General features: G+C 68.7%; 18 protein-coding genes. 4 read left to right on the forward strand and 14 right to left on the reverse strand.

Annotation, left to right across the window (positions count from 1 at the left end; all coding sequences use genetic code 11):
* Positions 1 to 15 precede the first annotated feature (15 nt).
* Positions 16 to 1,236, forward strand: coding sequence for a 5-aminolevulinate synthase (hemA, locus tag KZX46_RS18675; protein ID WP_216709299.1), 1,221 nt, complete (start codon positions 16 to 18; stop codon positions 1,234 to 1,236).
* Between the two features lie 566 nt (positions 1,237 to 1,802).
* Here the strand turns inward: hemA and pufC are convergent.
* The 10 genes from pufC to KZX46_RS18725 form a co-directional block, all read right to left on the reverse strand.
* Positions 1,803 to 3,005, reverse strand: a complete 1,203-nt coding sequence (pufC, locus tag KZX46_RS18680) for a photosynthetic reaction center cytochrome PufC (RefSeq protein ID WP_226896056.1) — start codon at positions 3,003 to 3,005, stop codon at positions 1,803 to 1,805.
* Positions 3,002 to 3,973 carry a photosynthetic reaction center subunit M gene (pufM, locus tag KZX46_RS18685; RefSeq protein ID WP_219775223.1) on the reverse strand — a complete coding sequence of 324 codons (972 nt, stop codon included), beginning with the start codon at positions 3,971 to 3,973 and terminating at the stop codon, positions 3,002 to 3,004. The genes pufC and pufM overlap by 4 nt, the downstream gene beginning before the upstream one ends.
* A gap of 14 nt (positions 3,974 to 3,987) precedes the next feature.
* Positions 3,988 to 4,815 carry a photosynthetic reaction center subunit L gene (gene pufL / locus KZX46_RS18690; RefSeq protein ID WP_216709297.1) on the reverse strand — a complete coding sequence of 276 codons (828 nt, stop codon included), beginning with the start codon at positions 4,813 to 4,815 and terminating at the stop codon, positions 3,988 to 3,990.
* Between the two features lie 74 nt (positions 4,816 to 4,889).
* Positions 4,890 to 5,138: a light-harvesting antenna LH1, alpha subunit gene (gene pufA, locus KZX46_RS23530; RefSeq protein WP_370647489.1), complete on the reverse strand. Its 249-nt coding sequence runs from the start codon at positions 5,136 to 5,138 to the stop codon at positions 4,890 to 4,892.
* Positions 5,139 to 5,158: 20 nt separating this feature from the next.
* Positions 5,159 to 5,386, reverse strand: coding sequence for a light-harvesting antenna LH1, beta subunit (gene pufB / locus KZX46_RS18700; RefSeq protein WP_216709295.1), 228 nt, complete (start codon positions 5,384 to 5,386; stop codon positions 5,159 to 5,161).
* A gap of 123 nt (positions 5,387 to 5,509) precedes the next feature.
* Positions 5,510 to 6,970, reverse strand: coding sequence for a chlorophyllide a reductase subunit Z (gene bchZ, locus KZX46_RS18705; RefSeq protein WP_219775224.1), 1,461 nt, complete (start codon positions 6,968 to 6,970; stop codon positions 5,510 to 5,512).
* Positions 6,967 to 8,310 (reverse strand): chlorophyllide a reductase subunit Y, encoded by a 1,344-nt coding sequence (gene bchY, locus KZX46_RS18710; protein WP_370647559.1) that lies wholly within the window; start codon positions 8,308 to 8,310, stop codon positions 6,967 to 6,969. The genes bchZ and bchY overlap by 4 nt, the downstream gene beginning before the upstream one ends.
* Positions 8,311 to 8,473: 163 nt before the next feature.
* Positions 8,474 to 9,466, reverse strand: a complete 993-nt coding sequence (locus KZX46_RS18715; RefSeq protein WP_219775226.1) for a chlorophyllide a reductase iron protein subunit X — start codon at positions 9,464 to 9,466, stop codon at positions 8,474 to 8,476.
* Entirely contained in the window at positions 9,463 to 10,392 is a 930-nt protein-coding gene (gene bchC / locus KZX46_RS18720) for a chlorophyll synthesis pathway protein BchC (RefSeq protein WP_219775227.1), read from the reverse strand. Before bchC ends, KZX46_RS18715 begins: the two co-directional genes overlap by 4 nt.
* Positions 10,393 to 10,505: 113 nt before the next feature.
* Entirely contained in the window at positions 10,506 to 11,567 is a 1,062-nt protein-coding gene (locus tag KZX46_RS18725; RefSeq protein ID WP_219775228.1) for a methyltransferase, read from the reverse strand.
* Positions 11,568 to 11,833: 266 nt separating this feature from the next.
* Between KZX46_RS18725 and crtD the strand changes: the two genes are divergently transcribed.
* Positions 11,834 to 13,324, forward strand: coding sequence for a 1-hydroxycarotenoid 3,4-desaturase CrtD (gene crtD / locus KZX46_RS18730; protein ID WP_219775229.1), 1,491 nt, complete (start codon positions 11,834 to 11,836; stop codon positions 13,322 to 13,324).
* Positions 13,325 to 13,509: 185 nt separating this feature from the next.
* A complete protein-coding gene (locus tag KZX46_RS18735; protein ID WP_219775230.1) occupies positions 13,510 to 14,217 on the forward strand; it encodes a hydratase in 708 nt (235 codons plus the stop codon).
* A 110-nt stretch (positions 14,218 to 14,327) separates the two neighbouring features.
* Here KZX46_RS18735 and bchO read toward each other — a convergent pair whose 3' ends face one another.
* The 4 genes from bchO to KZX46_RS18755 all read right to left on the reverse strand — a co-directional run bounded on the left by bchO (position 14,328) and on the right by KZX46_RS18755 (position 19,102).
* Positions 14,328 to 15,194 carry an alpha/beta fold hydrolase BchO gene (gene bchO / locus KZX46_RS18740; RefSeq protein ID WP_226896058.1) on the reverse strand — a complete coding sequence of 289 codons (867 nt, stop codon included), beginning with the start codon at positions 15,192 to 15,194 and terminating at the stop codon, positions 14,328 to 14,330.
* The gene (locus KZX46_RS18745) at positions 15,191 to 17,023 is read right to left on the reverse strand and encodes a magnesium chelatase subunit D (protein WP_226896059.1); all 1,833 of its coding nucleotides are present in this window, start codon (positions 17,021 to 17,023) and stop codon (positions 15,191 to 15,193) included. Before KZX46_RS18745 ends, bchO begins: the two co-directional genes overlap by 4 nt.
* A complete protein-coding gene (bchI, locus tag KZX46_RS18750; RefSeq protein ID WP_219775231.1) occupies positions 17,020 to 18,057 on the reverse strand; it encodes a magnesium chelatase ATPase subunit I in 1,038 nt (345 codons plus the stop codon). Before bchI ends, KZX46_RS18745 begins: the two co-directional genes overlap by 4 nt.
* A gap of 235 nt (positions 18,058 to 18,292) precedes the next feature.
* A complete protein-coding gene (locus KZX46_RS18755; RefSeq protein WP_219775232.1) occupies positions 18,293 to 19,102 on the reverse strand; it encodes a DUF2189 domain-containing protein in 810 nt (269 codons plus the stop codon).
* 103 nt (positions 19,103 to 19,205) lie between these two features.
* On the opposite strand from KZX46_RS18755, the gene KZX46_RS18760 reads away from it, so the two are divergent.
* Complete coding sequence (locus KZX46_RS18760; protein ID WP_219775233.1) at positions 19,206 to 19,919, forward strand: dienelactone hydrolase family protein; 714 nt, start codon at positions 19,206 to 19,208, stop codon at positions 19,917 to 19,919.
* Positions 19,920 to 19,976 lie beyond the last annotated feature (57 nt).

The raw sequence follows: 19,976 nt of genomic DNA on the forward strand, positions 1-19,976 counted from the left end.
AGAATGGGGATTGTGATGAACTACGACGCACTGTTCCAGGACCAGCTCGACGCATTGCGCGGCGAAGGGGCCTACCGCGTATTCGCCGACCTCGAGCGGAGAAACGGCCAGTTTCCGCGCGCGACTCGCCACCTCGATGGCGAGCAGTCGGAGGTCACCGTCTGGTGCTCAAACGACTATCTCGGCATGGGCCAGTCGCCGATCGTGCTCGACGCAATGCACGCCGCGCTCGACCAGTGCGGTGCCGGTGCCGGCGGCACGCGCAACATCAGCGGCACCAACCACCACCATGTCCTGCTCGAGAACGAACTTGCCGACCTTCACGGCAAGGACGCGGCGCTGCTGTTCACCAGCGGCTATGTCTCGAACTGGGCTGCGCTCGGCACGATCGCCGCGCGCCTGCCCGGCTGCGTCGTCCTGTCCGACGCCGGCAACCACGCCTCGATGATCGAGGGCATCCGCCACAGCCGCGCCGAACGCCAGGTCTTCACCCACAACAGCCCCGAGGATCTCGACCGCCGCCTGTCGCGGCTCGATCCGTCGCTGCCCAAGCTCGTTGCGTTCGAGAGCGTTTATTCGATGGACGGCGACATCGCCCCGATCAAGGAACTCTGCGACGTGGCCGATATGCACGGCGCGATGACGTACCTCGATGAGGTCCACGGCGTCGGCCTGTACGGCCCGCGCGGCGGCGGGATAGCTGATCGCGAAGGTCTGATGGACCGGCTGACGGTGATCGAGGGCACGCTCGGCAAGGCGTTCGGCGTCATGGGCGGCTACATCGCCGGGTCGAAGCCGATGGTCGATTTCGTCCGCAGCTTCGCCAGCGGCTTCATCTTCACCACCGCGCTGCCCCCGGCGATCGCCGCCGGCGCCGCCGCGAGCGTCCGCCACCTCAAGGCGTCGTCCGCCGAGCGGACTGCCCACCAGGAGCGCGTCGCCAAGGTCCGCCGCCGCCTGAACGCGATCGGCATCCCGGTGATGGACAACCCCAGCCACATCATCCCGGTGATGGTCGGCGACCCGCGCCACTGCAAGATGATCAGCGACTGGCTGCTCGACAACCACGGCATCTACGTCCAGCCGATCAACTACCCGACCGTTCCAAAGGGCACCGAGCGGCTTCGCATCACGCCGTCGCCGGTCCACAGCGACGACGACATCGACAAGCTCGTCCGCGCGCTGTCGGAAATTTGGAGCCAGTGCGCGCTGGCCCGGGTCGCCGCCGCCGCGTGAGGTAGAGGCGGATTGCCGTTCGCTACGAGGCCCGACAAGCAATCCATAAATCGTCATCCCCCCCGCGAAGGCGGGGACTCATAATTCCAACATTCGTGATGGGTCCCCGCCTACGCGGGATGACCGCTACATACTAACTTAGCGCCTTGGACGTGCTGCGCAGATGGAGGCAAGTCCGTGAGGCGTGCTCGAATCCGACGCCCGCGACGGTTCGTACGAACTCACACGACGTCGTCATCCAGGCGAAAGCCAGGACCCGGTCCGTCTTGGAGCCCACACGCTTAGCAAATTCGTTTATCGCTCCGATAACGCCTCGCTGGTTCAGGAAACCCTGCCCTAACCCAAATCGCCTCGCGCGAAATGTGCCTTGGCGCGAGCAGGCCGATCGCGACGATGTGCGGGCATGTGCGGCACCATGTGCGCGCGACGGCCCAAGCTACACGACCTGCCGATAGCGCACATTCTACCGTCTGCTCGCAGCCGGTTTGGAGAATCGGCGGAACCTCCAGACACAAAAAAACCGGCCCGCCATATCGGCGGACCGGCCCGGATAGTTACCATTTGGCTCAGCCTGCCGGAACAGCTCCCTGAGCCGACGCGGTCTTGCCATTCGCCTGCGGCGTCGCGGCAGCCGTCGCGGCCTTAGCCGGAGCGGTTACCGCAGCAACCTTCGGCGCTGCCCCGGTCGGGGTCGGTACCGCAGCCGCGGGCACGCCGGGAGCCATCTGGTGGCTCGTGTCGGCCGTTACCGGACCCCAGAGCTGCGGATGCTCCTTGCGCATGCTGACGCCATACAGGGGCTTATTCACGCCCTGGTGGCAGGTGTTGCAGTTGACCTTGTACGGGTCGCCGAGCGGACCCTTGCGGTTCGCTGGCATCGCGTACGCGACCTTGTTGATGTAGACGTTGTTGATGTTGCGAACCATGCGGATGCCGTACCATGCGGTGACCCGCTGGGGCCGGCTCTGCGACCAATCCGACCATGCCCGGCTGTTGTGGCAATAGTCGCAATTGACCCCGAGCGACCCTGCCATGTGCATCATCAGGCCGTAGGTCGCCTCGGTCGCCTTGATCGGCACCTCGGGACCGCCGTCGGGCACCTTCGACTGAACCCGGATCGGGTACGACCCGAGCAGATACGGCGTGAACGGGTCGTATGGCAGCGAAGCGAACTTGACCGAAGCCTGGCCTGCGCGGGCGATCCCGCGACTGTTGCCACGTAGCTGGCCAGCGTTTCGGACGACGTCGGGATCCTCGTTCCAGACATACTTCGGCACCGCATTGCCGCGATGGCAGGTGTAGCAGGTGACGCCGACCTGCTGGACGTGGCTCGTCCAGTTGGCGTTGATATTCCGCGTCATTTGCAACATCTTGCGCGCGACAACCTTGGTGTAGATCGCGTCCGACGCCATGTTTTCAGGGTTGTGGCAGTAGTTGCACCCTTGCGCTGGCGGCGCGACCCACTGGGTGATCGACGCCATCAGATGGTTGAACGAGTCGGTACTCAGATCGCCAAGAACCTGGACGTTCTGGTACGCGTGGCTTGCGCGCTCGCCACCGGTGTCGGGGTCGAGCGCGTACGGCGTGGCCGGGATCAGATTGTCCGGGCGCAGCGCCGCTTCGAGCCGAGGGTTCGACACCTGCTGGAGGCCGGTGCCGCGAAACCCGAGCTGGGCGCCCTTCATCGGCGGGGCTTCGCCGCAAGCCGACAGCAATGCTGCCGTTCCTGCCGCGATCCCGATCGCCGTCTTCACGCGCGCGTTGCTCATTTCGGTGCCCCCGGAAGCGTCGCCGGGTCGACCACCCCGGTGCTCGGATAATGCGGTGCATAGCCGTGCTGCTGCGCCCACAGGAACCAGTTGTCGACAACCGTCCCGGTTAGCAGAATGCCGATGCCGCCGGTCAGCGTCGTCAGCACCGCGAACCACCATGCCCAGCGGTGGATCGACTCATAGCTCGCGTTGAAGCCCATCGTCCAGCGCCAGAACAGCCCGGCGCGTTCTGCCGCAGTCCCGCGATCGGTGATCTGCTCGAGCTCGCGCTCGCCGCCGTAGCGCCCGACCGCCAGGATCGTCGCGCCGTGCATCGCGAACAGCAGGGTCGAACCGTATAGGAACACGATCGAGAGGCAGTGGAACGGGTTGTAGAACAAATTGCCGTAGCGGATCGAAAATGCAGCGGTCCAGTCGAGGTGCGGAAAAATCCCGAACGGCACCGCCTCCGACCAGCTCCCCATCAGCACCGGGCGAATGAAGCCCAGCGAAAGCATCAGGAAAATGGCGCTGGCGAAAGCCCAGGCCACATGCGTCCCCAACCCGAGCCGGCGTGCCCGGACGAAAGTGCGTGCCCACCAAAGGAGAACCGATGCGGTCATACAGAAGCCGGCGATCAGCCACCATCCGCCCTCCGCCAGTGGCGGGAGGATTTTGAGGCCGTACTTCGGCGCGGGTGGCTCGAGCGCGAGCCACGGCAGCTGGCGCAGGAACTGAACAGGGTCCCAGTTGACCGAGGCCCACATGTTGAGGCCGATGATTTCAAAGGCAAGAAAGCCGAGAAACAGCGACGCGAGGCCAAGTCGTCCAAGGTAGAACGGCCCGATCTGCGCCTCGCCGAGCTTACCCATAAGATAAGACTCGCCCGGCCGACCGTCACGCGCCCAGTCACCCTTGGGCAGCGGGACTCCCATCTCAGGCGCCGAGCGGACCTGAATCTGGGTAAAGATATTCTGATAACCCATGTCTCAGTCCTCCCCTATTGGCGCCAGATCGGCAGATCGAGCCACCACGTCCACCATTCGGGCCAGCCGCGTGACCAGAACGGTCCGCTGATGATGATGCAAACCGCGCTCCAGAAGCCCGCCGATAGGGCGAGGAACAGACCGACACGGTGGATGCCCAACGTTCCGACCGAGTAACCGATGAGGTCGCGGAAGAACGTATCCTCATGCTCCGGTGCCTTCATCACTTCACCCTTTTTGGGGTTCGCGGCGGACAGGATCAGCGAGCCATGGAGGCCGAGTGCAAGCGTCGTGGTGAAGAAGAAGCTCACCGCGAGCATGTGCGCCGGATTATAGTGGAAATGGAGGTACTGGTAGCCGGTGTTCGACACCCAATCGAGGTGACTGAAGATGCCGTACGGGAACCCGTAGCCCCATGCGCCGAGCAGCATCGGGCGGATCACCTCGAGACTGACATAGGCGAAGATCGCAACCGCAAAGGCGAACGGCACATGATAGCCGATGCCCAGTTTGCGGCAGATTTCGACCTCACGCAGCGCCCACGAGCTGAACGCCCCGATCGCGCAGATGGTCACGATCTGCCAGATGCCGCCTTCGGTCATCGGTGCGAGTGCCAGGCCGTATTTCAGGTCAGGCGGCGCAATATTGATCAGCCACGGATTCCACGTGTCGCCGATCGATGCGCCGTAAAAGATCAGGGCGGTACCGAGGATCGAGAAAAAGATCGTCGTGACGCCAAAGAACCCGACGAAGAACGGTCCGACCCAGAAGTCGAACAGATCGCCGCCGATCAGCGTCCCGCCACGGACGCGGTATTTCCGCTCGAAACTCAGCAGTGCCATGCCTGATCTCCAACCCCTTCAGGGTTAAGCGGCGGGTGGGGACCAACGTGTCCCCACCCGTCGCGCTTGGTCGACTACTGCGAGACCGCCGCCGGGGCAGCCGCGGGTGCAGCGGCCGGATCGGCAGCAACGACTGCAGCCGGGGTCGCGGCCGCGGGGTCGGCCTGTGCAGCGACGCCCATCGCTGCCGGACCGGCCTTCGGACCGTCGAGCCAGTTGAACCGGTTGGTGCTGAGCAGGATGAAGTGAATCAACAGCGCCAGCACGAACAGGAAGATACCGAGCGCGGCAAGGACGCGCTGCGGGTCAAAGGTCTGCCACATTCTCCACATGGTCGGTCCCCTTAGCTATGGGTTGCAGCGGCGGGCGTCACGACGCTCGCGGTGGTGGTCGGCGTTGCGTAGCCGTTCGGGCCGGGCAGCCACGGGCGCCATTGCCACACGAGGAAGTGCGCGATGATCGCGATCACCGTGAAGATGATGAAGCTCATCATGAACAGCTTGTGGAAGTCTTTGGCCTCTTCGGCGGTGAGGTATGTCCGCACCCCGATCCCGTCGTCTTTTTCAATCATTCGTCGCCTCCTTGATGCCCGCCTGAAAGGGTCGCCGACCAGCCGGCGAGGCGGAGTTCAACGCGGCGCCAGCCGCCGCGAAGAATGGGTTGGCCGTAGCGGCCGAAAGAGTGTGCCCGTGGCTCATGCTGCCTGCGCCTCGAGGCGCGCGGCATATGCGACGCGGGCGGGGGTGACCTCGGTCTCGCCCGCAGCCCGCGCGCTGCGCTCGGCAGCATCGCGGAGCCGCTTGGCCGCCGAGATCCGGACGACGACCGGCTGCGCCTCGACGAGCGCATCGAGATCGGCACGGGCGGCGTCGTCCCACGCCAGTTCCTTATGGATCCGCGAGAGCGTCGCGTCGGCAGCGGGGCGGGCCGCATCCATCGTCGTCGATAGCGGCAGGATGTTGAACAGCGCGTCGAACAGCGCGTTGCAGACTTCCTGGATGATGAAGGTCGCGCCCGAATAGCCCATGAATGGCGTGCCGGTGTGGCGGCGGATGACCGCGCCGGGAAAGCTCGCGGGGACGTAGATCGACCGGCCGCCGAGCTCGGCGAGGTACATCCGCTCGTTGTAGCTGCCGAACAGGACGAGTGGCGGCGTGGTGCGGATGGCCTCGCGGACCGCGGCATTGTCGGGCTTGACCCCTGCTGTGCGGCTGAAGGCGAAGGTGCACGGCAGGCCGAGGTCGGTCTCGAGGAACGCGCGGATGCCGCGGGCGTAGGTCTCGGTGGCGACGACGGCGAAGCTCGCGGTGCCGAAGAAGTCCTGCGTCACCGACCGCCACAAGTCCCACACCGGCTTGATCGTCGTGTGCTTCTCGCGCTCGATGAACGCCTCGGGGTCGAGGCCGGTCAGCTCGCCGAGCTTGCGGAGGAACAAAGTCGTCGACTCGAGGCCGATCGGCGCCTGGAGGTACGGCCGCTCGAGCGTCTCGCAGAGGCCGCGACCGAACTCGCGGTACATGCAGACGTTGACCGCCGCTTCGGGGAGCCGCTTGACGTCGGCAAGGTGGCTGCCGAGCGGGAAGACCATGTGGACTTCGGCGCCGATGCCTTCGATCAGGCGGCGGATCTCGGCGAGGTCGCTCGGCAGGTTGAAGCAGCCATATTGCGGCCCGATGATGTTGACCTTGGGCTTCTGCCCTTCCTTGAGCGGGCGCGGCGGGGCGACCTTCTTCGCGCCGAACTGGGTCCACAGCCACGTCAGCGCGCGGTCGGCGGCCTGCCACTGGTCCTCGTCGATCGTCCGCGGCAGGAAGCGCGCGATGTTGGTGCCTTCGGGAGTGACGCCGCCGCCGATCATCTCGCTGATCGAGCCGGTGACGACGACCGCGGGCAGGTCGGGATCGAGCGTCTTCCACGCGCGCTTCATCGCGCCCTCGGTGCCGTCGCGGCCGAGCTCCTGCTCGCCGAGACCGGTAACGACGATCGGCAATTCGTGCGGCGGGAGCGCGTCGGTGTAGTGGAGGACCGACGTCACCGGCAGGTTTTCGCACCCGACCGGACCGTCGATAATGACCTGCAGGCCCTTGATCGCGGTGAAGGCGTAGACCGCCCCCCAATATCCGCCGGCGCGGTCATGATCGAGAACCAGCGTCATGACCCGACCGACTCCTCGGCCTTCGCCGCAGCGATCCGCTGGCCGGCGTACTTGGCCTTGAACTCGGGACGGAGGCGCGGCGTGTCTTCCCAGACGCCGGCGGTGTCGCCGGTGCCGACGCCCTCGAAGAAGGCGCTCATCTTGTCGAAGCGCGCCTGGTTGCCGAGCGCGGCGTTGATCACGGTGGCGAGGCTGCCCGCTCCGGCGACGCCCATCAGCGGGCGGGCGGAGATCAGGTTGGTGAAATACAGCGCCGGGATCGAGCGCTCCTTGGCGTGCTGGACGACCGGGGTCGTGCCGATCGCAAGGTCGGGCTTGAAGGCATCCACCGCGGCGAGGTCGTCGGCGAGGCTGGCGCGATACTTGACCGGGACGCCGTGCGCCTCGAGCCATGCGCGGTCGGGCTCGGACCACGGCGTCTTCGGGCAGGCGGTACCGACATATTGGACATCGGCGCCGCTCTCGACGAGCAGCCGCGCGACGAGCAGCTCGGAACCTTCATAGCCCGAGACGGTGATCCGGCCCTTGATCGGGGCGTTCGCCAGTGCCACGCCGATCGCGGGCAGCACCTTGTTCTTGGCGGTGTCGGTCAGACGCTGAGCGGTGCCGGTCGCCGCGCCGATCGCGTCGAGCCATGCGGCTGTGCCGTCGCGTCCAACCGGGGCCGAGCCGACGACGCTCCGCCCGGCGGCGGTGAACTCGCGGACGCTGGCGGTGTAGAACGGGTGGATCGCGGCGACGACGGCGCAATCGAGCGCGCTGTACAGCTCGCGCCATTCGCGGGTCGGGACGACCGGACCGGCGGCGAGGCCCATCGGGGCAAGCATCGCGCCGATGCCCATCGGGTCGGCGGGGAACATCTCGCCGAGCAGGGTGACGGTCGGCAGGTCGGGGCGCGACGCCGGGGCGGCGACGGGACCGGCCTCGGCTTCCCGCCGGGCGTAGGCGAGCATCGCCCCGGCAAGCACGTCCTTCGCCTCGGCGTGGGTCGGGATGCCGAAGCCGGGGACGTCGATGCCGATGATGCGGACGCCGTTGATCTCCTTCGGCAGGAGCTGGAGCGGCACCCCGCTGGCCGTCGGCACGCAGAGGTTGGTGACGACGATCGTGTCGTAGAGCGCGGGGTCGGCAAGGTCGAAGACCGCGTCGCGGATGTCCTCGAACAGCTTGCCGGTGACGAGCGTCTCCGAGTTGAACGGGACGTAGCCGACGGTCCGGCGCGCGCCGTAGAAGTGCGAGGTGAAAGTCAGGCCATAGACGCAGCAGGCGCTGCCCGAGAGGACGGTCGCGGTGCGGCGCATCCGCAGACCGACCCGGAGCGAGCCGAACGCCGGGCACATCGACTGCGGCTGGTCGTGCGGACCCTTCGGATAGTCCGCCGCATAGCGGTCGAGGACCTCCGACTTGCCCGCAGCCCGAGCGGCGGTAACGAGCGTACTGCCCGACGCGCAGCCACCCTCGACCGGAGCCGATCCAGCGTCAGCAACCAGAGGCAAGGTAGCCTCAGACAGCATCGTAGACCACTTCGAGGCTGACCTTGGGAACGAAGGCGACGCCGCGCATCGCGGCCTGGGTCGCGGGCTGGAGCGTGACGTTGGCGCCGGTGTCCTCGGGCGAGAACAGCCCGAGCAGGCCGTCGGCGGTCAGCGGCGTCGGGCGGACCGGCGGGGCCTCGGCGACGTTGACCGCGAGCTCCTCGAACAGGCCGCCCCACTGCGAGCCAGGCGTACCGATGATCTGGTAGTTGGCGCTCTTCTTGCGGATGTCCTCGTTGGCCGGGATCGAGATCAGGACCGGGATGCCGACGGCTTCGGCAAAGGCCTGCGCCTCCCCCGAGCCGTCGTCCTTGTTGATCAGGATGCCCGCGACGCCGACGTTACCGCCCATCTTGCGGAAGTATTCGACCGCCTTGCAGACGTTGTTGGCGACGTAGAGCGACTGGAGGTCGTTCGACCCGACGACGATGACCTTCTGGCACATGTCGCGGGCGATCGGCAGGCCGAAGCCGCCACAGACGACGTCGCCAAGGAAGTCGAGCAGGACATAGTCGAAGCCCCAGTCGTGGAAGCCGAGCTTCTCGAGCAGTTCGAACCCGTGGATGATGCCGCGCCCGCCGCAGCCGCGACCGACCTCGGGACCGCCCAATTCCATCGCGAAGACGCCGTCGCGCATGAAGCAGACGTCCTCGATGCGGACCTCCTCCCCGGCGAGTTTCTTCTTGGCGCTGGTCTCGATGATCGTCGGGCACGACTTGCCGCCAAACAGCAAACTGGTTGTGTCGGACTTGGGATCGCAGCCGATCAGCAGGACGCGCTTGCCCTGCTGGGCGAGCATGTAGCTGAGGTTCGACAGCGCGAACGACTTGCCGCTGCCGCCCTTGCCGTAGATCGCGATGATCTGCGTCTCCTTGGTGACTTCCCCGGTGTGGACTGGATCGGGCTCGAGGGCGGCCTCCTCACGGAGCACATCGACGCGGTCGAGGACATCCAAACTCATGCGACGTCACTCCAGTCGAGAACCATCTTGAGGCACGACGCGTCGCCGAAGGCGGTGACATAGGCGTCGTTGGCGGCGGCGGCGGGGACGACGTGCGTCACCAGCCCGTCGAGCGAGAGGCGGCCTTCGGCGATCAGCGCAGTGACCGCGACGAGGTCGGCGGGTTTGAACTCGGCGGCGATGCGGATGGTGGCCTCGCGCATGAAGGCGGGCGGAAAGGCGAAGTCGAGCCGGTCGTAGAAGCCAGCGAGGACGACCTCGCCGCCCTTCGCCAGCCGCCCGATCAGCGGGTCGAGCATGGTGGCGGCACCGCTAACGTCGTAGATCGCGGCATAGTCGCGGCGGTCGTCGGCGGCGCTGTCTGTGACCGCGTAGCCAATCGCCCCCGAGGCGCGGGCGGGGTTGGTTTCCCAGACGGTCGGCGACCCTCCAGTAGCGACCGCGATCCGCGCCATCAGGCGGCCGAGGACGCCGTGACCGACAATGAGTTCGGCGGGCTTGCCCCCGGCGAGGGCGTGATAGGCGGTGGCGGCGAGCGCGAGCAGTGCGGCTTGGCTGCCGAGCGCCGGGTCGACGCGCAGCGCCTTGGCGGCGGGCAGGATCACCCGGCGGGCAGCGCCGCCGAACAGGCCGCGGGCGTCGGTGTAGCAGTTTGCCCCGGGCACGAAGACGGTGTCGCCGATGCGGTCCTGCGCCTCGGCTCCGGCGGCGACGACGCGCCCGACCGACTCGTAACCGGGGACGAGCGGATAGCCCATGCCGGGGAAGGCGGGCATCGTGCCGGTGTAGAGCAGCCGCTCGGTCCCGGTTGAAATCCCGCTGTGGTCGACCTCGACGACAACGTCGTGCGCCTCGACCGGGCGCAAGGTCAGGGGCCGGAGCGATAACCGCTCGGGAGCCTCCAAAACCACTGCCATCGTCTGCATCGACCAACCCCGGGGCGGTCGGGATGATCCCCTTAACCGCCGCTGACTGTCAGTCTGTCCTGACAGCTCATAAGTGTCAGTCTAGGTTGACGGTCGGGAGTGTCAACAAGGATTTATCGGGTAGCGGTCAACACCCTGACGAGCATCGGGATTGCGGTCGCATGCTCGCGAACCTCGGAAAACCCGGCAACATCCAGCATCGCCCGAAGCACCACCGCCGACCGCGGGCGACCCGACCCCATCGCGAGCAGGTACATCCCGAAATATGCGTCGCCGATAGGCGCGGCTCCTGGAGTCTCCGCCATCGGCTCGGCGACGAGCACCGTTCCTCCAGACGGAAGCACTGCGTGGACTTTCGCCAGCAGCGCCGCGACCACCGCATCGTCATGGTCGTGGAGGACGCGGACGAGGCTGATGACGTCGGCCTCGGCGGGCAGTGGATCGTCGACAAAGCTGCCGCCGACAGCGTCGATTGCCGGGTCGGCAAGCCGCGCGGCAACCGCGGGCAAATCGAAAAGTGTCAACCTAAGTGCGGGGAACCGCGCGCCCGCGGCGCGAAGGAACACCCCTGCCCCGCCCCCAATATCGAGCAGCCGCTTGTGCCCGCTCAGCGGATACGCGTCGAGGATCTGCCCCGCGAGCATCGGCTGAGACGCCGCCATCAGCGCCGAATACGCCGCCGTCCGCTCGTCGCTCGCCGCGCTATACGGCCAATATGCCGCAAGCAATCCCGCCCCGCCGCGGAGCAGCGCGACTGGGTCGGCGAGGTCGGCGTAGAGGTAGCGGTGGTGCGCGATCATCTCGGGCACGCCCGGGTTCCCGAGCATCGCCGCGCCTGCGCTGCCGAGCAGATACCCGCCCCCCGCCGCCTCGATCAGGTCGAGCGCGATCGCCGCCTTGAGCAGGCGCTCGGCCCCCACGGGCGGCAGGCCGGTATGCGCCGCGACCTCGGCGAGCGAGCGCTTAGCGCCCTCGACGAACGGCAGCAGCCCGACCTCGATGACGGCGTAAGCGACCTGCGAATAGGTGAAGCCCGCGACGATATCGAACAGCGCACGAGCCCGCCGCCGGGCGACCGGGCGGGTCAGCGGGAACTTCGCCGCCCACCGCTGGAAGGCCGGATCGCCAAGGCGGCGGTTGCGCCAGATGATCCACCGCTCGTGGAAGGTAGTCATTGCGGAAACCGAGTCGGGAGGCGGTTCGAATGCGAACCAAACCGGCTAAGTCCACTAAGTCCACACAAAACGCATTTTGAAAAGTGCTGAAATCTTGCCGAAATTGTAATCATCTTGCGACAGTGCGATTTGTGATTGGCATTCTCGACACGATCCTTTCCCGCACGCGCCTCGCCAAAGAGACCCGAAGCCGCGAGATTAGGCCGAATCGTCGCGTGTAGGACAGGGCTTTGCGGTCAGCCGCCGCTTCGCCGTATGAACGCGCAATGCGCCCTATCGTCATCATCGGAGCCGGCGTCGGCGGGCTGACCGCGGCGGCCTTGCTCGCGGCGGCCGGCGAGGACGTCGTCGTCTGCGAGGCGGCGGCGACCCCGGGCGGCAAGCTCCGCGAGCTGACGATCGACGGGCGCGCGCTCGACGCCGGGCCGACGGTGTTCACGATGCGCTGGGTGTTCGAGGCGATCTTCGCCGCGGCCGGGGCGAGCCTCGACGACTATCTGACGCTGCGCCCGGTGACGACGCTCGCGCGTCACGCCTGGGGACCCGACGCGCGACTCGACCTATTCGCCGACATCGACGCCTCGGCCAACGCGATCGGCGACTTTGCCGGAGCCGCCGAGGCGACGCGCTTTCGCGCCTTCGCCGCCGAGGCAAAGCGGACCTACACCACGCTCGAGTCGAGCTTCCTCGATGCGCCTGCGACAAATCCGCTCGGACTGACCGCGCGGATCGGGCTGTCGCGCCCCGGCGACCTGCTCAGCATCCGCCCGTTCGAGACCTTGTGGGGGGCACTCGGCGGCTATTTCCACGACCCCCGATTGCGCCAGTTGTTCGGCCGCTATGCGACCTATTCGGGGGCGTCGCCGTACCTCGCGCCCGCGACTCTCATGCTGATCGCCCACGTCGAGAACAGCGGGGTGTGGCAGGTCGACGGCGGCATGCACCGGATCGCCCGCGCGCTCGAAGCGCTCGCGGTCAGTCGCGGAGCCGCGTTCCGCTACGCCGCCCCGGTCGCCGAAATCGTCGTCGGACGCAGCGGCGCGGAGGGCGTCGTCCTCGCGTCGGGCGAGCGAATCGACGCCTCGGCGGTCGTCGTCAACGCCGACCCGCAAGCGCTGGCGAGCGGCCGCTTCGGACCGGCGGCATCGCGTGCGGTGGCCAAGATGCCGGCGCGCGACCGGTCGCTGTCGGCGCTGACGTGGACTATCGTCGCCGAGACGTCGGGGTTCGAGCTGAGCCACCACAATGTCTTTTTCGCCGACGATTACAGCGCCGAATTCGACGCGATCTTCGACCAGCACCGCCTCCCCGCGACCCCGAGCGTGTACATCTGCGCGGAGGACCGCGGTGACAAGCCGACTGGACACGCGCGTGAACGGCTGCACATGATCGTCAACGCACCCGCCACCGCCGACGCGCGGGGCCTGACTCCCGGGGAGATCGACGCTTGCGAACAGGCGACCTTCGCGATGCTCGAACGCAGCGGGCTGACGGTCGCGCCGACGGCGGACGCGACGGTCCGGACGACCCCGGCGGACTTCGCTGCGCTGTTCCCGGCGACGGGGGGCGCGCTGTACGGGCGGGCGTCGCACGGCTGGCGGGCGTCGTTCCAGCGCCCGGGGTCGACGACGCGGATACCCGGGTTGTACCTCGCGGGCGGCGCGACGCATCCGGGGGCGGGGGTGCCGATGGCAGCGTTGTCGGGGCGGCTGGCGGCGCGAGCCTTGTTGTCGGCCCGGCGTTCGACGGGGCGGTAGCACCGGGCGGTTATCGCTGGTGGTACATCGACGCTCTGTCTGACGACGGACGCCACGGACTGACGCTGATCGCCTTCATCGGCAGCGTTTTCTCACCCTATTACGCGTGGAGCGGGCGCGGCGACCCGGCGGATCACGTCGCGGTCAACGTCGCTTTGTATGGCCCCGGCACCAAGCGCTGGACGATGACCGAGCGCGGACGCGCGGCGCTCGACCGCGACGCCGGATCGCTGAGTATCGGACCGAGCTCTCTGCATTGGGACGGCGATAGCCTCGTCGCGACGATCGACGAAGTCAGCGCGCCGATCCCGTCGCGGGTTCGTGGCACGGTGCGGCTGACCCCGCAGGCGCTTGTCGCCGACAGCCTCGCGCTCGACCCCGGCGGCCGCCACCGCTGGCGGCCGATCGCGCCGCGCGCCCGCGTCGAGGTGACGATGGAGCGGCCCGGCGTGTCGTGGTCGGGGACCGGCTACCTCGACAGCAACGCCGGGACCGAGGCGCTCGAGGACGGGTTCGCCGACTGGGACTGGTCGCGCGCGCACCTCAGCCGCGACACGGTGGTGCTGTACGACGGGGTGCGGCGCGACGGGTCGAGCTTCGCGCTCGCGCTGCGAATCGCCCCCGACGGGACGGTCGAGCACGTCGACGCGCCGCCACGCTTCCGCCTGCCGACGAGCGGGTGGCGGATGGCGCGCGGGACTCGGGTCGATGCCGGGGAAACGGCGACGGTGGCGCGGACGTGGGAGGACAGTCCGTTCTACGTCCGCTCGGCGCTCCGCACCCGCCTGTTCGGCGAGGCGTGCGACGCGGTGCACGAGAGCCTGTCGCTCGACCGCTTCCGGTCACCGGTAGTGCGGCTGATGCTGCCGTTCCGGATGCCGCGACGGGGCTGAGGGCCTATTTGTTGCGGTCCCTGAGCGACCAGAGCTGCCAGAAGGCGAGGCCGAGGACGATCACCGCGAAGATGACGCCCTCGATCGCGCCGTAGTAATTTTCCACGATCTCAGTCCCTTCCCGCCATCGCGTCGCGGATGATGCGGATCGCCGCAGCGGGGTCCTCCTCGTGCGCGAGGTGGCCGAGGCCCGGCATTGCGAGCGTCGTCGATCCGGTGATGCGCTTGGCAACTTCGGTCGCGACCGATGGCGGGATCGCGGCGTCGCGGTCGCCGTAGACGAGTTGCACCGGGGCGCGGACACGCCCGAAGTCGGCGGCGAGCGCGGCGAGGTCCCAGTTCGCCATCATCGCCAGCGCTCCCGCGACATGCTCGCGGCGGCGGAATAGCCGGGCGTAGAGGTCGACCCCGCGCGCATCGATTTTCGATCCGGTCGCGCGTTCGAGGAAGCCGGCCACAACCCCCGGGCCCCGCGCCTGGAGCGCAAAGATCGCCGGGACCAGCGGGTTGACGAACAGCAGCTTCGCCATCGCCGGGAACAGCTTGGCCGCGATCCCGGGGAAAGGAAGCAGCGCGCCGTTGAAGCTGACGACGGGGACGGGGTACGCGTCGATCGCCAGCCGCAGTCCGATCGCCGCGCCCGCCGAATGGCCGACGATCAGCGCGGGCGAGAGGTCGAGTTCCACCAGCAACGCCGCCACGGCGCGCGCCATCGCGGGCAAGGTCGGCGCGCCGATGCCGCTCGAAAAGCCGTGTCCCGGCAGGTCGGGGGCGACGAGGGTGTAATCACGAGACAGGTCGGGAAATATATCGCGCCAGCTATGCGACGCGGCCCCGGTGCCGTGGAGGAGCAGCACGACGGAACCTTCGCCCGCGACCTGTACGTGCCAGCGCACCCCGCCCGCCGCGACGAAGCGGCTCGCCTCGCGGTTCGGCCAGTCGCCGCCCTCGGTCCGCCAGCGTGACGGCGGAATCACGACAGCGCCCGGACGACGCCCGCCATCGCCGCCGCTCCGGCAGCAGGCAGCGGGGCATAGCGCGCGCCCATCGCCGCCGCGATCGCCGCGCCTTCGGGACGCGGGCGCGGCGAGGTGTCGATGAACGCCGCAGCGATCCGCTCGGCGACGAAGCCGCGCGCGACGGTCAGCGCGTCGGCCCCGGCGCGCTCGCGACTCGCGGTGCCGTCGCGCGCGATGTTGGCGCGGCCGTCGGTCAGGACGACGACGAACGGGGTCCGTCCGCGCGATTTCGCGGCGCGCGCGAGGTCGATCGCGGCGTTGAGCCCGGCGGCGAGCGGGGTGCCGCCCCCTCCCGCCATGTCGGCGAGGCAGCGCTTGGCGCGCGCGAGCGAGCGCGTCGGCGGCAGGACGACCTCGGCGACGGTGCCGCGGAACGCGATCAGCGCGACCTGCGTGCGCTTGACGTACGCCTCGGCGAGCAGGAGTTCGACCGCGCCCTTCGACTCGGCCAGCCGCGCGATCGCCGCCGAGCCACTCGCGTCGACCGCGAAGATCGTCGTCGATTCGGCGCGCTCGACGAAGCGGCGGATGCGGAAGTCGTCGCGGCGGACGATGACGCGGGTCGAGCCCTCCGCACCGGTGCGGCGCAGCTTTTGCCATGGGGCGGCCGCGCGGATGGTGTCGATCAGCGCGAGCCTTTGCCCCGCGCCGGGGGTTCCGGCGCGGCTGCCCGATGGGCGCCCGCGCGTCGCCGCCTTGCGCTTCGCCCCTGCCCCGCCGCGCTTGCCCGCGCTGGCGGTGCCCGCGCTGAGCGCGGCGAGGAGGCCGGGAGGGAGGGCGGCGCGGACTGCCTCGACGACGATGTCGGTCTGGGAGGTGAGTTCGTTGTCGTCGGGCGAGTCGGTTTTGGTGTCTTCGCCGTCATTCTTCTCCAGCGGGGGCGGCGCTTGCTCCGCCTCGGCTTCCGGCGGCGCGGGCATGCGGGTCGCGCGCGCCATCAGGACGAGGCGCGCGGCGGTGATGACGTCGTCCTCTGTCATTGCCGCGTGCCCGGCGAGCGCGGCGCAGCTCCGCGCCGCACGCAGCGCGAACAAGGTCGCGCGCGCGGAGTGGATACCGAAGGCGAGTGCGGTCGCGGTAAGCGTTTCAAGTGCGGAGTCGGGGAGCGCGACACCCCCTCCACCATCGCAAGGGCGATGGTCCCCCTCCCCCGAAGACGGGGGAGGACCTGAAAAATCCTCCCTCGCGCTTGCGGGGGAGGGGGACCGCGCCGTTTCCGTGGTGGAGGGGGCGCGCACGCCCGCCAAATCCACCCAGAACGCACACCGCTCCGCCAGCGCCGCGGGCACCGCCTCGTCGTCGATCCCCTCGTCGAGCAGCACGAATGTCACCCGCGCCGGCAGCCGCAAGCTGACCCCGTCGCGCTCGACCGCGACCTCGCCCGCGTCGATCACCGCCGCGAGTTTCCCCGCGAGGCCCACGTCGATCCGCTCGGCCATCGGCACGACGATCGTCCCGCCATCGGCCTCGGCGAGCACCCCGCGCAGCACGATCGGACGCCCAGCGCTCAACGTCGCGGCGAGGTCGAGGCCGCCGAGCAGGCGTTCGTCATCGATGCTCGTCGGGATGCGGCGGATGATCGAGGCGCTGCCTTCGGAGGGCAGCGCGCCACGGTATGCCTCCAGCCACGCATCGCGCGCGGGTCCGGCGGCGCTCCGCACGACGATGCCGCCCAGCCCCGGGTCTGCCGCGAGCAGTCGCGCGGCAAGCAGCGCGTCGGCCCAGCGATCGGGAGCGGCCGGGGGAACCTCGCCGCCGCCCTCGCCCAACCCGCCAGCCTCGCTCACGCCGCCGATTTCGTGCGTTCGCCCAGACCGAATTGCTCGGCGAGCGCGCGTTCAATGCGCGCGGTCGAGCCCGCATCGTCGAGCGGGTTGCGGCGCAGGCGGTGGCGCAGCGCCATCGCCGCGACCTCGATCAGATGCCCCTCGTCGACGTGCGCATCGCCGTCGAGCGCGGCGGTCGCGCGCGCGGCGCGGAGCATGGTCAACTCCCCGCGCAACCCGTCCGCCCCGACCGCCATGCAAAGCCGCGACGACGCTTCGAGCACGCTGTCGTCGACGGTGACTTGCGGCAGCAACGCCCGCGCGGCGGCGATGCTGTCGAGCACCTTCGCGTCCTCTGCGGCCCATTCGGCGGCAAAGGCGGCGGGATCGCGGTCGAACGCGTCGCGGCGCTTGACCACGAGGATGCGCTCCTTGAGGTTGTCGGGGGTCCGCACCTCGACCGACAGGCCGAAGCGGTCGAGCAATTGCGGGCGGAGCTCGCCCTCCTCGGGGTTGCCGCTGCCAACGAGGACGACGCGTGCCGGGTGGCGGACGCTCAACCCCTCGCGCTCGACGACATTCTCTCCGCTCGCGGCGACGTCGAGCAGCAGGTCGACGATGTGATCCTCGAGCAGGTTGATTTCGTCGATGTAGAGGAAGCCGCGGTTGGCGCGCGCGAGCAGCCCGGGTTCGAAGCGCTTGATCCCCTGCGTTAGCGCGGCTTCGAGGTCGAGCGCGCCGACGACGCGGTCCTCGCTCGCGCCGAGCGGCAGGTCGACGAACGGCACCGGGCCGTCGATCGCCTTGCCCTTCGCTGCCGCAGGGTCGGCGGCATAATCGGCGCGGCGGTCGGGGTCGGCGTTGTAGCGCGATCCGGCGACGACGCGGATCGGCGGCAGCAGCGCGGCGAGCGCACGGACCGCAGTCGACTTGCCGGTCCCGCGGTCGCCGAACACCATCACCCCGCCGATCGAGCGGTCGACCGCGGCGATCAGCAGCGCCGCCTTCATCTCCGACTGGCCGACGATCGCGGAGAAGGGGAAATATTTGCTCATGGCGTTGGGTTTAGCATGCGGGGGACGGGCGGCTAGAGGGTGCGTCGTTTCCCTCCCGGCGGCACGGAGTCGGAGCTAGATCCTCCCCGTCTCCGGGGAGGGGGACCGCGCCGCTTCAGGCGTGGTGGAGGGGCGGTTGAGCGAACACGCAGTTCGAGTTCGCTCGACCGCCCCTCCACCATCGCAAGGGCGATGGTCCCCCTCCCCGAAGACGGGGAGGACAAGGGGGGGGAATTTAGACCACGACATGCCGGTACAAATGCCACGTCGCATGCCCGAGGATCGGCATCACCACCGCCAGCCCCACGAACAGCGGGATCGCCCCCAGCACGAGCCCGCCGACGACGATCAGCCCCCACAGCGCCATCGGCCCGGGGTTCGCGACGAGCGCCCGCACCGACGTCGAGATCGCGGTCGGCAGCGAGACGTCGCGGTCGAGCGCGAGGGGGAAGGAGAACGCTGCGATCGCCAGCGTCACCACCGCGAACACGAGCCCGACGAGGTTGCCGACGACAATCAGCATGTGTCCGCCGGAGGTCGCGACGACGTTGTGGAGGAACGTCGGGATGTCGCCCGCGCTCTGCGCCCCCATCGCCCACTGCTGGATCGCGACCGCCGACGCCAGCCACGCGGCGAACAGGACCGCAAGAATCACGCCGAGGCCAATGATCGTCGAGATCGACTTCGCCTTGAGGACGTCGAAGACATGCGTCCAGCGCGTGTCGAGCCCGGCCTCGCGACGGCGGCTCAGTTCGTACAGCCCGACCGCCGCCAACGGCCCGACGAGCGCGAAGCCCGAGATCAGCGGAAAGATCAGCGGCACTACATCGTTGCCCTGCGCCGCGCGCGCCGCGATCAGCCCGACTGCGGGGTAGATCAGCGTCAGCAAGACGAGATACGTCGGCATCAATTTGAAGTCGTCGAGCCCCTTGCGGAGCGAGTCGGTCAGGTCGGCGGTGCCGACCGTGCGGATCTGTGGCTCGGCTTCGCTGGTCGTTCGGCTCTGCGGCTCGGGGTCGCCGCGCGTCGTCAGGGTTTCGGCCATGGCACGTCCTCCCAAAGATTGGCGCGAGTGTCCGTCGTCGCAGCAGACTTGTCGAGTCGCTTGTTCGGCGGCATGGACCGGCGGCCTTTCCAGGAGACCAAGCATGACCGTCGCCTTCGATTACGACCACGCCGGAACGACCTGCCGCGGCGGCATCGCGCTCCCCGCCGGCGACGCCCGCGTCCCCGGCATCGCGCTGTTCCACGACATCAACGGCGTCGGCCCGCACAACCAGGGCTGGGCCGACCGGATCGCCGCCGAACTCGGCTATGTCGCGCTCGCCGCCGATGTCTATGGCGAGGGGCGGACTCCGGGCGACTTCAACGAGGGGCTCAAGTGGATCGGCGAACTGCGCGGCGACATCCCGTTGCTCAATGGCCGTTCGGGAGCGGCGCTCGAGGCGTTGAAGGCGCACCCGCGTTGCGACGGCCGGATCGGCGCGGTCGGCTTCTGCTTCGGCGGCGCGGTGATGCTCGAACTCGCGCGCGCGAGTAACCCGCTGATGGCGGCCGGGGTCAGCATGCACGGCGCGCTCCAGACGTCGACCAAGGTCGCCCCCGGCGGCATCCACGCGCATTTGCTGATCTGCCACGGCGCCGAGGACCCGATGATCGACTATGCCGCGCTGTCGGGGTTCCTCGGCGAGATGCGCGACGCCGGCGCCGATTGCCAAACGATCGCCTACACCGGCGTCGTCCACGCCTTCACCCGCCCCGACCAGGACGGCAGCGCCAACCCCGCGCTCAAGTTCAACGAGGCGGCGAACCGCCGGTCATGGCGCGCGATGACGACGCATTTCGAGGAAGTCTTCGGGTAGGGCTTAGCTCCTCCCCGACTTCGGGGAGGTGGCGCGCGCTTGCGCGACGGAGGGGCA

It is taken from the genome of Polymorphobacter sp. PAMC 29334 (assembly GCF_019431245.1).
GTDB classification, from domain to species: domain Bacteria; phylum Pseudomonadota; class Alphaproteobacteria; order Sphingomonadales; family Sphingomonadaceae; genus Polymorphobacter_B; species Polymorphobacter_B megasporae.

Bases quoted from the DNA above. Each gene is read 5' to 3' on its own strand.
- KZX46_RS18715 (WP_219775226.1), bottom strand. From the start codon at position 9,466: ATGAGTTTGGATGTCCTCGACCGCGTCGATGTGCTCCGTGAGGAGGCC.
- bchI (WP_219775231.1), bottom strand. From the start codon at position 18,057: ATGAGCAAATATTTCCCCTTCTCCGCGATCGTCGGCCAGTCGGAGATG.
- KZX46_RS18735 (WP_219775230.1), top strand. From the start codon at position 13,510: ATGACCGAGCGCGGACGCGCGGCGCTCGACCGCGACGCCGGATCGCTG.
- pufB (WP_216709295.1), bottom strand. From the start codon at position 5,386: ATGATTGAAAAAGACGACGGGATCGGGGTGCGGACATACCTCACCGCC.
- hemA (WP_216709299.1), top strand. From the start codon at position 16: ATGAACTACGACGCACTGTTCCAGGACCAGCTCGACGCATTGCGCGGC.
- pufL (WP_216709297.1), bottom strand. From the start codon at position 4,815: ATGGCACTGCTGAGTTTCGAGCGGAAATACCGCGTCCGTGGCGGGACG.
- KZX46_RS18755 (WP_219775232.1), bottom strand. From the start codon at position 19,102: ATGGCCGAAACCCTGACGACGCGCGGCGACCCCGAGCCGCAGAGCCGA.
- bchZ (WP_219775224.1), bottom strand. From the start codon at position 6,970: ATGACGCTGGTTCTCGATCATGACCGCGCCGGCGGATATTGGGGGGCG.
- bchC (WP_219775227.1), bottom strand. From the start codon at position 10,392: ATGCAGACGATGGCAGTGGTTTTGGAGGCTCCCGAGCGGTTATCGCTC.
- pufA (WP_370647489.1), bottom strand. From the start codon at position 5,138: ATGTGGCAGACCTTTGACCCGCAGCGCGTCCTTGCCGCGCTCGGTATC.
- bchY (WP_370647559.1), bottom strand. From the start codon at position 8,310: ATGTGCCCGGCGTTCGGCTCGCTCCGGGTCGGTCTGCGGATGCGCCGC.
- KZX46_RS18725 (WP_219775228.1), bottom strand. From the start codon at position 11,567: ATGACTACCTTCCACGAGCGGTGGATCATCTGGCGCAACCGCCGCCTT.
- crtD (WP_219775229.1), top strand. From the start codon at position 11,834: ATGCGCCCTATCGTCATCATCGGAGCCGGCGTCGGCGGGCTGACCGCG.
- pufC (WP_226896056.1), bottom strand. From the start codon at position 3,005: ATGAGCAACGCGCGCGTGAAGACGGCGATCGGGATCGCGGCAGGAACG.
- KZX46_RS18760 (WP_219775233.1), top strand. From the start codon at position 19,206: ATGACCGTCGCCTTCGATTACGACCACGCCGGAACGACCTGCCGCGGC.
- pufM (WP_219775223.1), bottom strand. From the start codon at position 3,973: ATGGGTTATCAGAATATCTTTACCCAGATTCAGGTCCGCTCGGCGCCT.